We start from the raw sequence: 13,626 nt of genomic DNA, 5'->3' as shown, positions 1-13,626 counted from the left end.
GAGGCGGAGGTCTTGGACGGCGTGGGCCGGTATTACTATTGGTGACATGGTTCGTATTCCGTTGTCCCCCGAGGAGCTGTCGAGAGGTCTTCGCTTGGGTGAGTTGCTTCGCTCTACTCGCGGGCCGAGGACGATGACGGATGTTGCGGCGCAGGCGGGGATTTCGGTGGAGACGTTGCGCAAGATCGAGACGGGCCGGATTCCGACGCCTGCGTTCTTCACTGTTGCGGCGCTGTGCCGGACGCTGGGCTTGTCGCTCGATCAGGTTGCGGCCACCCTTGCCGACGCCGATCGTCAGGCCGACGCGTCCTGAGGGACTCACTGGACCCACCGTGCGGAGTCCGTCGGGCAAAGACTGTTACGTGGCCGCTGTACGACACGCAGAAACGACTGACGCCGACCCCCAATCGGGAGTCGGCGTCAGTCGTCGTGTGAGCTGTGTGAATTCAGTGCTTCTCTGGTCCGAGGTGGTACTCGAACACCAGTCCGGCGGCTGCCGACAGGACGAGCACGACACCGAAGGCGATGAGCCACCAGAGGAAGAACGCGAATCCGATGGCGGTGACCGATGCGGCGCCGGCGAGCAGGATCGGCCAGAAGCTTCCGGGGCTGAAGAAGCCCAGATCGCCTGCGCCGTCGCTGATCTCTGCATCGTCGAAGTCTTCGGGACGAGTGTCGAGACGACGGGCGACGAATCGGAAGTACGTTCCGATGATGAGTGTCAGACCGACCGACAGTGCGATGGCCGTGACACCTGCCCATTCGACGCCGGTCCGTGAGAATCCGGTGAAGAGGGCGTACACGATCCCGACGAGAAGAAAGAAGACAGTCAGGATCTCGAAGATCTTGGCTTCGATTTTCATTTCAGCATTCTTCCTGGGTCAGTTGCCTTCGGCGACGGATTCGGACTTCTGCGAGCGGTCCGTGGTGAACGGGATGGTGCTGGTGGCGATCGGGGACTGGCCGATTGCTTCCAGCGCCTGAGCGTTGGTGAGGCCTTCTCCGCCGTCGGATTCGGGCTTGCGAAGCTCGATGTATTCCTGGAAGTCGTCCGGGGATACTGCGCGCACCTCGAAGTTCATCATGGCGTGGAATGTGCCGCACATTTCGGTGCAGCGGCCGACGAAGGCGCCTTCGCGTTCGATCTCGGAGATCTGGAAGACGTTGTCCGAGTGGTTTTCCTTCGGGTTCGGGAGGACGTCTCGCTTGAAGAGGAACTCGGGAACCCAGAAACCGTGGATGACGTCCGAGGAGGCAAGAACGAACTCGATGCGCTTACCGGTCGGGAGGACCAGAACCGGAATCTCGTTGCTGGTGCCGACGGTCTCGATCTTGTTGTAGTGCAGGTAGGACAGATCCTGCGGGCTTGCACCGTGGATTGCGCCGGGAACGAATTCGCCGTCCTCGCTACCTTCGGCACCCTCACCTGGATCGGCGGCGGCTTCGGCTGCAGCCTGCGCTTCGAGGTCGGTGCCGTCGTACTTGACGACGCCGTCCTTCAGGTCCACCGTCTGGTAGCCGAACTTCCAGTTCCACTGGTACGCCGTCACGTCGACGGTCACATCCGGATTCGGTTCCTTCTCGTCGACGTAGTTCTGCACGACGACGGTGAAGTAGAACAGCACCGCGATGATGACGAAGGGAACTGCGGTGTAGAACAGCTCCAAGGGCACGTTGTATGCCGTCTGACGCGGGAACTCGGGCGAGTCCTTCTTCTTGCGGTGGAAGATGACCACCCAGAAGATCAGGGCCCACACGATGATGCCCATGATCAGGGCTGCCACCACGGACCAGGTCCACAATTCTCGAATCGACTTGCCCTGGGGAGTAATGCCCGACGGAAAGCCGAAGCGCAGAACATCGTTGTCGATGGAACAACCCGACAACAGCAACGCGGCCAAGCCGAGAAATACTGTTAGCCCAGCTCGCCGAAGGATCCGACTCTGCGCCACGTTCACGCCTTCCTGATCGCTCACCACTGAAGAATGAGGGCTTCCACATGCGGATGCCCTAGTACTACGCAGCGTAGACCAAAGCCGTCGCATCACCACTCTTGGGTCGCCCGCGTTGCGCGTACCGTGTCTGCGGCATACTCGAGGTTTCCGTGCCGCCTGGGGCGTCAGGATGCTGACGCCGTGGCAGCGGACCAATCCCCAACTGCGAAACGAGGTAGCAGACGCTGTGTGTGGACTACTCGGTGTACTGACGTCGACCGGCACCGATGCTGCGGGAGTCGACCTCGTGTCCTCCGCCATGCACTGCATGCGCCACCGCGGACCGGACGAACCGGGCACCTGGCACGACGACGACATCATCTATGGATTCAATCGTCTGTCGATCATCGACATCGCTCATTCACATCAGCCGCTTCGGTGGGGGCCGCCCGAGAACCCGACGCGTTACGCACTGACGTTCAACGGCGAAATCTACAACTACCTCGAACTGCGGGAGGAACTCTCTCGCGATCACGGCGCCGAGTTCTTCACCGAGGGCGACGGCGAGTCCATCGTGGCGGCTTTCCACTACTGGGGTCCGACGGCTGTGCGCCGGCTGCGTGGCATGTTCGGGTTCGCCATCTGGGACACGGAAACGCGCGAGCTGTTTCTGGCGCGTGACCCGTTCGGTATCAAGCCGCTGTTCATGGCGACCGGTCCGGGCGGCACCGCGTTCGGCAGCGAGAAGAAGAGCTTGCTGGAGCTGACGGACCTGGTGGGTATCGGCACTGACCTCGACGCGAGAGCAACCGAGCACTACACGGTGTTGCAGTACGTACCCGAGCCGGAGACGCTGCATCGTGAGATCCGACGCCTCGAGTCCGGTTGCTACGCGACCCTCTCCCCCGGTGGGACTCCGGTGGTCACTCGGTACTTCACGCCGAAGTTCCCGGTGAAGCCGTTCGCGGCGGGTTCCGAGGCGGCTCGCTACAAGGAGATCGCCGAGGCGCTGGAGGATTCGGTCGCCAAGCACATGCGGGCCGATGTCACCGTCGGATCGTTCCTGTCGGGCGGCATCGACTCGACCGCCATCGCGGCTCTGGCGATGCGCCACAATCCGAACCTGATCACGTTCACCACCGGCTTCGAGCGTGAGGGCTACTCGGAGGTCGATGTGGCCGCGGAGTCGGCCGCCGCGATCGGGGCTCGGCATGTCGTCAAGGTCGTCGGCCCCGAGGAGTTCGCAGCGTCGATTCCGGAGATCGTCTGGTACCTCGACGATCCGGTCGCGGATCCGGCTCTGGTGCCGCTCTACTTCGTGGCGAAGGAAGCACGCAAACACGTCAAAGTCGTGTTGTCGGGTGAAGGCGCCGACGAGCTTTTCGGTGGCTACACCATCTATCGGGAGCCGCTGTCGCTCAAACCTTTCGAGTACCTGCCGAGGGGTCTGCGTCGCGCGGCGGGCGCTCTGAGCGAGAGGATTCCCGACGGTACGCGGGGTAAAAGTTTGCTGCACCGCGGATCCATGTCGCTCGAGGAGCGCTATTACGGCAATGCGCGGAGTTTCGGGGACGCTCAGCTCAGGGCGGTACTGCGCGATTTCCGTCCGGAGTGGACGCACACGGACGTGACGGCGCCGATCTATGCACAGTCGCAGGGCTGGGATCCGGTGGCGAGAATGCAGCACCTCGATCTGTTCACGTGGTTGCGCGGCGACATTCTGGTCAAGGCAGACAAGATCACCATGGCGAATTCCCTCGAACTGCGTGTCCCGTTCCTCGACAACGAGGTGTTCGCGGTCGCCGAGAAGCTGCCGTTGGAGCAGAAGATCACGAAGGACACCACCAAGTACGCCCTGCGGCAGGCGCTCGAAGGAATCGTGCCCGGCCATGTTCTGCATCGCGCGAAACTGGGCTTCCCGGTCCCTCTTCGGCACTGGCTACGCGGAACCGAATTGTTCGATTGGGCGCACGAGCAGATCGCCGCGTCGGAGACCGATCACATCCTCAACAAGGCGGCCATCACCGCGATGCTGAACGAGCACCGCGACGGCAAGTCCGATCACAGCCGACGGCTGTGGACCGTGTTGATCTTCATGGTGTGGCACGGGATCTTCGTGGAGAAGCGGATCGTCCCGGAGATCGCGGAGCCGACATACCCGGTGGACCTCTGACGGCGCACAGGCTGGTTTGAATCTCTACCTGAACTTCGATGGCCCGCACGCAACGATCTCGACTGTTGCGTGCGGGCCATCGACGTGAGGACTGCGATACCGAGCGCCCTACGACGGCAGGAGTGCGCCGATCTCCTCGGCCGCGACGGAGCCGTAGGCCGCGCCGAGACGTTTCAGTGCGTCGTCGCGCACGAAGGTCCATTCCTGAGTACCGGTGGTCTCGAGCACGAGAACCGCGACGAGCGAGCCGAGCTGGGCGGCGCGCTCGACCGTCGCACCGGCGCGGTGCGCGAGCAGGAATCCAGCGCGGAATCCGTCACCGACGCCGGTCGGGTCGACCTTGCTTGTTTCCGGTACGACCTCGACATGCGTCCTCGTACCGTCGGCGGCGACGATCTCCACACCGGATTTGCCGAGCGTGGTGACTCGCAGTCCGACCTTCGCGGCGATTTCCGCCTCGGACAGTCCGGTCTTCTGACGCAGCAGTCCCCACTCGTATTCGTTCGTGAACAAGTAGGTCGCGCCGTCGACGAGGGCAATTGCCTGCTCGCCGGTCAGTCGCGCCAGCTGCTGCGACGGATCGGCTGCGAACGGAATTCCGCTCGCGCGGCATTGGTCGGTGTGCGCGATCATCGCGTCGGGATCGTTGGCACCGATGAGAACGAGTTCGATGGGACTCGAGGACACCAATCCGTCGATCGTGATGTCACGAGCTTCGCTCATCGCACCGGGGTAGAACGAGGCGATCTGAGCCATGTCCTCGTCGGTCGTGCACACGAATCGAGCGGTGTGCGCGGACTCCGAGACTCGCACGCCCCCGCAGTCGACGCCGTTGGCTTCCAACCACGCGCGGTACTCGCCGAAGTCCGGTCCGACGGCTCCCACGAGAAGCGGTGATCCGCCGAGGACACCGAGTGCGTATGCGATGTTCCCGCCGACTCCGCCTTTGCGGATCACCAGATCGTCGACGAGGAAGCTGAGCGAGATGTTCGACAGCTGATCGGCAACGATCTGCTCGGCGAACTTGCCCGGAAATCGCATGAGGTGATCGGTGGCTATCGATCCCGATACCGCGAGTGTCACGTGGGTGGGCCTTTCGGTTGGCGAGACGGGCTATGTGAGTGGAAATGTGCCCCCTGGGCTACATTTCCACTCACGTGGCGATTGGGTGTGAACAGACCTCTGACCGGTACCCGCGAGCGAGTACCGGTCAGAGGTTGTGCTGAAAACTCAGTTGAACGAATCACCGCAGGCGCACGAGCCTGTGGCATTCGGGTTGTCGATCGTGAAGCCCTGCTTCTCGATGGTGTCCACGAAATCGATGGACGCACCCTCGACGTACGGAGCACTCATCCGGTCCACGGCGAGCGTGACGCCGTTGAAGTCGACCGCGAGGTCGCCGTCGAGGCTTCGATCGTCGAAGAAGAGCTGATAGCGCAGACCCGCGCAACCACCGGGCTGCACAGCAATGCGCAGTGCGAGGTCGTCGCGGCCTTCTTGATCCAGCAACGCCTTGGCCTTCGACGACGCGGCTTCTGTCATCGTGACCTTGTGCGTGATGGTCTCGTTCGAGACGGTCATGGGCTCTCCCTGTCAGTCGTACCAAACCCGTGAACGCCTCAACCGTACTCCGCTCCCGCTTATTCCTCACGAGCCACGGGCGTCGAAGACCGATTCGATCGTATGAAACCCCGCACTTCGGACGTGTGCGACGCGGCCGGTGTTCAGGACTTCGTCGTCATCCCATAACCTGGGAGGGTGAAGTTGCTACGCCGCGGAAACTCTGACAATTCGGACGGGGACGATTCGAAGTCCGTCGAGTCCCCCGCCACGGACCAGACGGCTCCTGCCGTCGGCAAGGGTCGCCCGACGCCGAAGCGTCGGGAAGCCGAGGCGCGGCGCCGCGGTCCGGTCGCCCCACCGCCGATGACGAGCAAGGAAGCCCGCGAGCGCAGGAAAGCGAACCGCGGCTCCAAGGACGACCGGAAGAAAGCCGCAGCCGAGCGGCGTGCTGCCTCTGCCGAGCGTCGTGAACGGATGCTGGCCGGTGAGGACAAGTACCTGCTCCCCCGCGACAAGGGTCCGGTTCGGGCCTTTGCGCGCGATCTGGTGGATGCACGACGCAACCTCGTCGGCTTGTTCATGCCGTTGGCGTTACTCCTGATCTTCGCGTTGTTTCTCAGCCCGGCCGTTCAGGCGTTCGTGACTCTCGCGATGTTCGTCATGATGCTGTTCATGGTGATCGAGGGCATCTTCATCGGCCGTCAGATCAACAATCGGGTGCGTGAGCGTTTCCCGGACACCACCGACGGTGGTTTCCGCCTCGGTTGGTACGCGTTCGTCCGCGCGTCGCAGTTGCGCAAGATGCGCGCGCCGAAGCCACGCGTCGAGCGCGGCGCAGCAGTCTGACCGCTGCGGCCCACGTGAGTACCGTGCGGCGCACGCTCGTCCTCGGGGGTACGCGGTCGGGTAAGTCTGCGTACGCGGAATCTCTTGCCGCCGAGGCGCCTGTTGTTCGATATGTCGCGACGGGACGCCGCATCGCCGGCGACGCGGATTGGGATGCTCGTCTGGACGCGCACCGCGCGCGTCGTCCATCGGAGTGGTCCACCGTGGAGTCGTCGGACGGGTTGGTGGAGACGCTGCGCGAAGCACATCCGGGTACGACGATCGTCGACGATCTCGGCACCTGGTTGACCGGCGCCCTCGACGACGCCGGTGCCTGGGATCTGCCGCGAGGAACCGTCGCGCCAGCCACCGACGCGCTGTGTGCGGCCGTGCAGCGGTACCGGGGCGATCTGGTTCTCGTCAGTCCCGAGGTGGGGTGGGGCGTGGTTCCCGCGACTCGCTCGGGCAGGCTGTTCCAGGACGAGATGGGTACCCTCAATTCCCGACTGGCCGCCACGTGCGAGACGGTCGTTCTGGTCGTCGCCGGCCTCCCGCTGCCGCTGAAGTCCGACGACCCGACGACCGACGATGACAGCGGTTCCGATTTTCGATGAAAGGTCGCCTGTGACAGCCCCTTCGGAGTCCGAGGACTTCTCGACGCCCCTGCGCCCCGTGGCACCTCCGTCGGCGGAGTCGCGAGTGCAGGCTTCGGAGCTGCAGCGATCGCTGACCAAGCCCGTGGGCAGCCTCGGGCGGCTCGAGGAGCTCGGCGAGTGGGTGTCCGCCTGCCAGGACCGATGCCCTCCGTCGCCGATCGTCAGGCCACGAGTGGTGGTGTTCGCCGGTGATCACGGTGTGGCTGCGCACGGGGTGTCGGCGTACCCGCCAGAGGTCACCGCGCAGATGGTCGCCAACTTCACTGCCGGCGGCGCTGCGGTCAATGCGCTTGCCGGGGTTGCCGGGGCGTCGGTTCGGGTCGTGGACATCTCGGTCGCGACCGACACCGATTCGACGGTGAGCGCGTACAAGGTTCGCCGGTCCAGCGGTTCCATCGACCGGGAGGATGCGCTGACGTCCGACGAGGTTCTCGCCGCGATCGACGCGGGCCGCGCAGTGGCGGACGAGGAGGTCGACGGCGGTGCCGATCTGCTGATCGCGGGCGACATGGGAATCGGAAACACCACTCCCGCAACAACGTTGATCGCCGCGCTCACCGACACCGAACCCGTCGCCGCGGTCGGGCGGGGAACCGGCGTCGACGACGCAGGTTGGATCAGGAAGACCGCAGCGATCCGTGACGCGATGCGCCGGGCACGGCCCGTCGTGAAGGATCCGGTGGCGTTGCTTCGAGTCGCCGGGGGCGCCGACATCGCGGCCATGGCGGGCTTTCTCGCGCAGGCAGCACACCGTCGTACGCCGGTGATTCTCGACGGCCTCGTCGTCACTGCTGCGGCGTTGGTCGCGGAGGAATCGGCTCGCGGTGGGCGTGAATGGTGGGTTGCCGGTCATCGCTCGACCGAGCCGGCTCATTCGATTGCACTGCGCCACTTGCGTATCGAGCCGGTCCTCGAACTCGACATGCGGCTCGGGGAAGGCTCGGGTGCACTTGTTGCACTCAACGTGGTGCATGCGGCAGTGGCGACCCTCGGTGAGATGTCCACGTTCTCTGCCGCGGGGGTCAGCACCGAGACCACCACCACGTAATGCTCATCGGACCGCGCCTGGCACTGTCGTGGTTGACGGTTGTGCCGGTGCGCGGCCCGGAGACGGTCGGTCGCGACGACGCCCGTGCGGCGATCGGGTGGACACCGCTGGTGGGAGTCGGGCTCGGTGTGTCGGCGGCGGCCGTTCTGTGGATCGGCGTGGTTGCCGCGTCTCTGCCTGCCGTGCTGGCCGGGGCGTTGGGCGTCGTTGCGCTCGCATTGCTGACCCGAGGCATGCACATCGACGGGCTGGCGGACACCGCTGACGGACTGGGGTGCTATGGGCCACCCGAGCGCGCCCGTGAAGTGATGCGGTCCGGAAGCGCAGGCCCGTTCGGCGTCGCGGCCATCGGGTTGGTGATGCTCGTTCAGGCCGCCGGGTTCGGCGCTCTCGCCTCGGCCGAGCAGTGGTGGTCTGTCGTCGTCGCTGTCGCTGCCGGGCGCGTCGCCGTCGTTCTCGCGTGTCGACGCGGCGTCCGGCCCGCGTCGGACACCGGTTTCGGTGCGCTGGTTGCGGATTCGCAGTCCCGCGTCGTGGTGTCCACGTGGGCGGTACTGGCTGTTGCAGCATCGACTCTCGCCGTCGACGGTCGGTGGTGGCAGGGCCCGCTGGTACTCGTCATCGCGTTGGGCGCGGCCGCACTGGGCGTCCGGCATTGTGTCCGACGGTTCGGCGGTGTCAGCGGAGACGTTCTGGGCGCAGCTGTGGAGACGACGACGACGATCGTCGTGGTGGGGTTGCTGGCGGGGCTGCCTTCCGCCTGACCGGACGATCCGCGGAAGGCAGACTGGTCAGCCGAGCTTGGTCATCCAGCCGTGCGTGTCGGCGAAGGTGCCGCGCTGAATTCCGGTCAGCGTGTCCCGGAGCGCGAGGGTCACTTCGCCGGGCTCGCCGTCGGCGATGGCGAATTCACCGTCGGCGGACTTCACGGTTCCGACCGGGGTGATGACGGCGGCGGTTCCGCATGCGAAGACCTCGGTGATCTCGCCCGATTCAGCGCCCTTGCGCCATTCCTCGGTGGAGATCCGGCGTTCCTCGACGGGGATGCCGGAGTCCGTTGCCAGCGTCAGCAACGAGTCGCGCGTGATGCCCGGCAGAAGCGAGCCCGACAAGGACGGGGTGACGAGCCGGGCGTCGGATCCGGAGCCGAAGACGAAGAACAGGTTCATTCCACCCATTTCTTCGACGTAGCGCCGCTCGATGGCGTCGAGCCAGACCACCTGATCGCAGCCTTCGTCGCTGGCCTGGGCCTGTGCGAGGAGCGACGCGGCGTAGTTGCCCGCGAACTTGGCTGCACCGGTGCCTCCTGGCGCGGCCCGAACGTACTCGGTCGAGAGCCACACCTTGACGGGCTTGACGCCACGTGGGAAGTAGGCGCCTGCGGGTGACGCGATGAGCATGTAGCGGTAATCGTCCGCCGGCCGGACTCCGAGGCCTGCCTCGGTGGAGAACATGTACGGACGCAGGTACAGGGCGTCTTCGCCGCCGGCCTCGGGAACCCACTCGTGATCGACAGCGAGCAGTTGCTCGATCGATCCGAGGAAAAGTTCGTCGGGTAGTTCCGGCATCGCGAGCCGCTTCGCCGACGTACGGAAGCGCTCCGCGTTGGACAGCACTCGGAACGACGCGAATTCTCCACTCGGCTGGCGGTACACCTTCAGGCCTTCGAAGATGGCTTGGCCGTAGTGAAGAACCATCGCGGCAGGGTCGAGCTCGATGGGACCGTACGGCGCGATCGTCGGCTGGTACCAGCCCTTCTCGGCGGTGTAGTCGATGATGGCCATGTGGTCGGTGAAGAACTTCCCGAACCCGGGCGCGGCCAGTACTGCTTCTCTGGCTTCCGACGGCGCCGGAGAGGGGTGCTGCACGCGGGTGAATTCGGGAGTGCCTGTCATGTGTGGAATCTTAATCCTCCGCGCACACGGCTATTCACTTGGTGTTGGCGGAGACGAAGGGTGGAGCGACTACCTCGCACGCCAGGGCGCGGCCACGCACGTCGACCTCCACAGTGTCTCCCGGTGTCACCGCGGCGCTCGAATCGAGCAATGCAAGAGCGATTCCGACTCCGAGCGAGGGCGAGAAAGTGCCGGACGTGGTGATTCCGATCGGCTCTCCGCCGTGTGTGACGGTGAGGCCGGGGCGAAGGACACCTCGGTCGAGTGCCTTGACTCCACGGAGCACGCGCACGGGGCCTGCTGCCTTCTCCGCGGCGAGAGCGTTCTTGCCCCAGAACTGTTCCTTCTTCCAGCCGATCGCCCACCCGCAGCGGGCCTGGAGCGGGGATATGTCCAGCGACAGTTCGTGGCCGTGCAGTGGGTAACCCATCTCGGTGCGCAAGGTATCTCGGGCACCGAGTCCGGCGACCTGCCCGCCGGCGCCTCGAACCTCGTCGGCCAGCGCGCGCAGCAGCGCTTCCGTGTCGGACCACGCGGGGATCAGTTCGTACCCGTGTTCTCCGGTGTAGCCGGTACGGCACACCCTCACCGACTTCCCCTGCCACGTCGCGTCCGCGAAGGCCATGTATTCCATGTTCGCCGGGAGGCCCAGGCTCTCCACGACTGCGCGTGATCCCGGACCCTGGACGGCGAGCACGCCGAAGTCTCGGTGCAGATCGGCGACGGTGACATCGTCGGGTGCCTGCGCCGCCAGCGCCGCGACTACCGCTGCGGTGTTGGCGGCATTCGGAACGAGGAACACCTCTTCGTCGCTCACGTAGTAGGCGATGAGGTCGTCGACGACCCCGCCGGACTCGGTGCAGCACAACGTGTACTGGGCTTTGCCCGGCCGGATGCGGCCGAGATCGTTGGTCAACGTCGCGTCGACGTATGCTGCTGCACCCGGTCCACTGACGATCGCCTTGCCGAGGTGGCTGACGTCGAAGACGCCGACGGATTCTCGAACGGCCTTGTGTTCGGCGACGACCCCGGCGTAGGACACCGGCATCTCCCAACCACCGAACGGTGCGAACGTGGCACCGAGTTCGACGTGAACGGTGTGCGCGGGACCTCGAACGAGCTCGGCTTCACTCATGGTCGCCAACGCTAGCGGACAACAGCCCTCGCGGCGGTGATCATCACCGAGGGGGTCACTACCATCGAAGCCGACCGACACAATCGATCCCTCTGTAGGAGCTGCCACGTGCCCTCGACTTCATCCCGCACTCTCGGACCCGAGCTGGCGCTGGCCGGCCGAATCGGCAGGAACGTCGACGTGCTCGTCGTCGCACTCAGCACGAGTGACGAAGGGCTGGAACTGCACACCGACGAGGACGTCTTCGACGACGCCGTCGCGACGACGTTGTTCGACGCGTTCGACAGCGTCGGCGCAACGGGCAAGGCGGACGAACTCACGCGCATTCCCGCGCCCTCCGCACTGGGTGTCTCCAGTGTTCTCGGTGTGGGCCTCGGCGCGTCGGCGGACATCGACGACGAGCGCATCCGGCGGTCGGCCGGCACCGCGGCTCGCGCACTGAGCGGTACGGGAACCGTTGCCACCACTCTGTCCTCGCTGGATCTCGGTGCGACCGCCGAGGGTTTCTACCTCGGCGCGTACACGTTCACCGAGTTCAAGTCCGCACTGTCCGCACCGGGTCCGGACGCAGGCCCGGTCGCTCGGGTCGAACTTCTCGTGGCGAATCCTCGTGCGCGTGAGCCGAAGTCGGAGCTGGCGCGGTCACTGGCCATTGCCGAGTCCGTCGCGCTCGCGCGTGACTTCGTCAACACTCCCCCGAGCCACCTCTACCCCGAGGAGTTCGCGGCGCGCGCCAAGGAACTGGGCACCGCGGCGGGTCTGAGTGTCCAGATTCTCGACGACAAAGCGCTGGAAAAGGGTGGGTACGGCGGCATCCACGGCGTCGGCAAGGGCTCGTCGAGGCTGCCGCGGCTTGTTCGGCTGAGCCATTCGGGAGGCAAGCGAAAGTCGAAGAAGGTCGCGCTCGTCGGCAAGGGCATCACGTTCGACACCGGCGGCATCTCCATCAAGCCTGCCGCGGGCATGGAGAACATGACGTCCGACATGGCCGGCGCCGCCGCCGTCATCGCGACGGTCATCCTCGCCGCCAAAGTCGGTCTCGCGCTCGACGTCGTCGCTACCGTTCCGATGGCGGAGAACATGCCGTCCGGGACCGCGCAGCGTCCCGGTGACGTGTTGACCCAGTACGGCGGCATCACCGTCGAGGTCATCAACACCGACGCCGAAGGACGCCTTGTTCTCGCCGACGCCATCGTGCGTGCCTGTGAGGACGACCCGGATTACCTGATCGACACGGCGACGCTGACCGGCGCGCAGGTCGTCGCGCTCGGCAACCGCACGCCTGGCGTCATGGGCACGGACGCGTTCCGTGACCGCGTCGCGGCGCTGTCGCAGGCCGTCGGCGAGGACGGTTGGGCTATGCCGTTGCCGAAGGAGATTCGCCGCGAACTGGATTCCAAGGTCGCGGATCTGGCGAACGTCACCAACGGTCGTGCGGGCGGAATGTTGGCGGCGGCACTGTTCCTGAAGGAGTTCGTCGCCGAGGGTGTCGAGTGGGCGCACATCGACGTCGCCGGTCCTGCCTACAACACGGGTGGGCCGTTCGGTTACTTCGGCAAGGGCGGCACGGGTGTGCCGGTGCGGACGATGTTCGCAGTACTCGAAGACATCGTCGAGAACGGCTAGCCCCCCGGCTGTGTGAGTGGAAATGTAGGCCCTGGCCTACGGCTTGAGACCGCCTACATTTCCACTCACATACCTTCGGCTCGCTTGCGCAGGATCTTCTGACGCGCGTCGTAGTCACGCATGCGCTGGGGGTAGCGGGTCTTGCGGACGTCGTAGACGGGAATCTTCAGGTCCGGGCCGATCTTTCGGATATCGCGCTCGTCGACGGCACGGCGCGTCCACTCGCCGTCGTTGGCTACCAGAACCACAGTGACAGGAGTCACTGTCGTCTTCGGTTCCACGTACGCCTCGACGCCGATCCTGGCCGCGGTCCAGTCCGCGAGGTACTGCGCGGTCGAGCCCTCCTTGGCTCGTCTACCTCCAGTGCCGCGTCGAGAGAAACGATCGAACAAGCCCACTGCTTGACTCCTGTCATCGGTGCGTCATTCTGTCGTCGCGGATCACGCACTTCGTGTTACTCACCAGTTTGCCAGTCCGAGATCAGCCCTCGGGGAACATGCGACGCCGAGGGATGGAAGGATGAAGGTAGAGGGTTCAACTCTCTCGTTGTCGAGAAAGATTGCCGATCGCGGATGGAAGGGCGTAGAGGTGCCAGCTGGAGTCAGCCGATCGTCTTCGGCCAACCGTCTCGCCACATCCGGTTCGGGCGCCCTGGCGCGGACGTCCGTCGACCACCTCGTCGCAATTAACGCAAGTATCGTCCGCGAACCTTGCAGCGCCAGCACAATAGTTTCAGCACTGGTTTCCACACACTGTTCTGCGACCACAAGT

14 protein-coding genes are annotated in these 13,626 nt (G+C 65.0%); 7 read left to right on the top strand and 7 right to left on the bottom strand.

What is annotated here, in order from left to right; translation table 11 throughout:
• The first annotated feature begins 46 nt into the window (after positions 1–46).
• Positions 47–313 (top strand): helix-turn-helix domain-containing protein, encoded by a 267-nt coding sequence (locus CH290_RS06115; protein WP_027498845.1) that lies wholly within the window; start codon positions 47–49, stop codon positions 311–313.
• A 133-nt stretch (positions 314–446) separates the two neighbouring features.
• On the opposite strand, the gene CH290_RS06110 is transcribed toward CH290_RS06115, so the two are convergent.
• Both CH290_RS06110 and ctaC read right to left on the bottom strand, forming a co-directional pair.
• Positions 447–863, bottom strand: a complete 417-nt coding sequence (locus tag CH290_RS06110) for a cytochrome c oxidase subunit 4 (RefSeq protein ID WP_019665972.1) — start codon at positions 861–863, stop codon at positions 447–449.
• Positions 864–881: 18 nt separating this feature from the next.
• Positions 882–1,958 (bottom strand): aa3-type cytochrome oxidase subunit II, encoded by a 1,077-nt coding sequence (gene ctaC / locus CH290_RS06105; RefSeq protein ID WP_026347926.1) that lies wholly within the window; start codon positions 1,956–1,958, stop codon positions 882–884.
• Positions 1,959–2,181: 223 nt separating this feature from the next.
• On the opposite strand from ctaC, the gene asnB reads away from it, so the two are divergent.
• On the top strand, positions 2,182–4,107 hold the full coding sequence (gene asnB, locus CH290_RS06100) for an asparagine synthase (glutamine-hydrolyzing) (protein ID WP_027498844.1): 1,926 nt from the start codon (positions 2,182–2,184) through the stop codon (positions 4,105–4,107).
• Between the two features lie 108 nt (positions 4,108–4,215).
• Here the strand turns inward: asnB and CH290_RS06095 are convergent, their stop codons facing one another.
• A complete protein-coding gene (locus CH290_RS06095; RefSeq protein ID WP_019665975.1) occupies positions 4,216–5,190 on the bottom strand; it encodes a carbohydrate kinase family protein in 975 nt (324 codons plus the stop codon).
• Positions 5,191–5,337: 147 nt separating this feature from the next.
• Entirely contained in the window at positions 5,338–5,688 is a 351-nt protein-coding gene (locus CH290_RS06090; protein WP_019665976.1) for a HesB/IscA family protein, read from the bottom strand.
• 177 nt (positions 5,689–5,865) lie between these two features.
• On the opposite strand from CH290_RS06090, the gene CH290_RS06085 reads away from it, so the two are divergent.
• The 4 genes from CH290_RS06085 to CH290_RS06070 are packed head-to-tail and all read left to right on the top strand — an operon-like array spanning position 5,866 to position 8,963.
• Positions 5,866–6,516: a DUF3043 domain-containing protein gene (locus CH290_RS06085; RefSeq protein ID WP_019665977.1), complete on the top strand. Its 651-nt coding sequence runs from the start codon at positions 5,866–5,868 to the stop codon at positions 6,514–6,516.
• Positions 6,517–6,530: 14 nt separating this feature from the next.
• Positions 6,531–7,109, top strand: coding sequence for a bifunctional adenosylcobinamide kinase/adenosylcobinamide-phosphate guanylyltransferase (gene cobU / locus CH290_RS06080; protein WP_033188546.1), 579 nt, complete (start codon positions 6,531–6,533; stop codon positions 7,107–7,109).
• Positions 7,084–8,199 (top strand): nicotinate-nucleotide--dimethylbenzimidazole phosphoribosyltransferase, encoded by a 1,116-nt coding sequence (gene cobT, locus CH290_RS06075; RefSeq protein WP_371828571.1) that lies wholly within the window; start codon positions 7,084–7,086, stop codon positions 8,197–8,199. Before cobU ends, cobT begins: the two co-directional genes overlap by 26 nt.
• Entirely contained in the window at positions 8,199–8,963 is a 765-nt protein-coding gene (locus CH290_RS06070) for an adenosylcobinamide-GDP ribazoletransferase (protein ID WP_033188544.1), read from the top strand. Before cobT ends, CH290_RS06070 begins: the two co-directional genes overlap by 1 nt.
• Before the next feature lie 27 nt (positions 8,964–8,990).
• Here CH290_RS06070 and CH290_RS06065 read toward each other — a convergent pair whose 3' ends face one another.
• A complete protein-coding gene (locus CH290_RS06065; protein ID WP_033188543.1) occupies positions 8,991–10,094 on the bottom strand; it encodes a branched-chain amino acid aminotransferase in 1,104 nt (367 codons plus the stop codon).
• Positions 10,095–10,128: 34 nt separating this feature from the next.
• Positions 10,129–11,229: a glycine cleavage system aminomethyltransferase GcvT gene (gene gcvT, locus CH290_RS06060; RefSeq protein WP_033188602.1), complete on the bottom strand. Its 1,101-nt coding sequence runs from the start codon at positions 11,227–11,229 to the stop codon at positions 10,129–10,131.
• Between the two features lie 108 nt (positions 11,230–11,337).
• Between gcvT and CH290_RS06055 the strand changes: the two genes are divergently transcribed.
• Positions 11,338–12,855, top strand: a complete 1,518-nt coding sequence (locus CH290_RS06055) for a leucyl aminopeptidase (protein ID WP_033188542.1) — start codon at positions 11,338–11,340, stop codon at positions 12,853–12,855.
• Between the two features lie 65 nt (positions 12,856–12,920).
• Here the strand turns inward: CH290_RS06055 and CH290_RS06050 are convergent, their stop codons facing one another.
• Positions 12,921–13,253 carry a hypothetical protein gene (locus tag CH290_RS06050; RefSeq protein ID WP_019665984.1) on the bottom strand — a complete coding sequence of 111 codons (333 nt, stop codon included), beginning with the start codon at positions 13,251–13,253 and terminating at the stop codon, positions 12,921–12,923.
• Positions 13,254–13,626: the final 373 nt, after the last annotated feature.

The organism is Rhodococcus sp. 06-156-4, from assembly GCF_002259345.1.
GTDB lineage: Bacteria > Actinomycetota > Actinomycetes > Mycobacteriales > Mycobacteriaceae > Rhodococcoides > Rhodococcoides fascians_E.
Note: the sequence above shows the minus strand (reverse complement) of the source record. Positions and strands in the feature narration are given on the sequence as shown.

Bases quoted from the DNA above. Each gene is read 5' to 3' on its own strand.
- CH290_RS06115 (WP_027498845.1), top strand. From the start codon at position 47: ATGGTTCGTATTCCGTTGTCCCCCGAGGAGCTGTCGAGAGGTCTTCGC.
- CH290_RS06110 (WP_019665972.1), bottom strand. From the start codon at position 863: ATGAAAATCGAAGCCAAGATCTTCGAGATCCTGACTGTCTTCTTTCTT.
- CH290_RS06090 (WP_019665976.1), bottom strand. From the start codon at position 5,688: ATGACCGTCTCGAACGAGACCATCACGCACAAGGTCACGATGACAGAA.
- cobT (WP_371828571.1), top strand. From the start codon at position 7,084: ATGACAGCGGTTCCGATTTTCGATGAAAGGTCGCCTGTGACAGCCCCT.
- CH290_RS06070 (WP_033188544.1), top strand. From the start codon at position 8,199: ATGCTCATCGGACCGCGCCTGGCACTGTCGTGGTTGACGGTTGTGCCG.
- CH290_RS06065 (WP_033188543.1), bottom strand. From the start codon at position 10,094: ATGACAGGCACTCCCGAATTCACCCGCGTGCAGCACCCCTCTCCGGCG.
- gcvT (WP_033188602.1), bottom strand. From the start codon at position 11,229: ATGAGTGAAGCCGAGCTCGTTCGAGGTCCCGCGCACACCGTTCACGTC.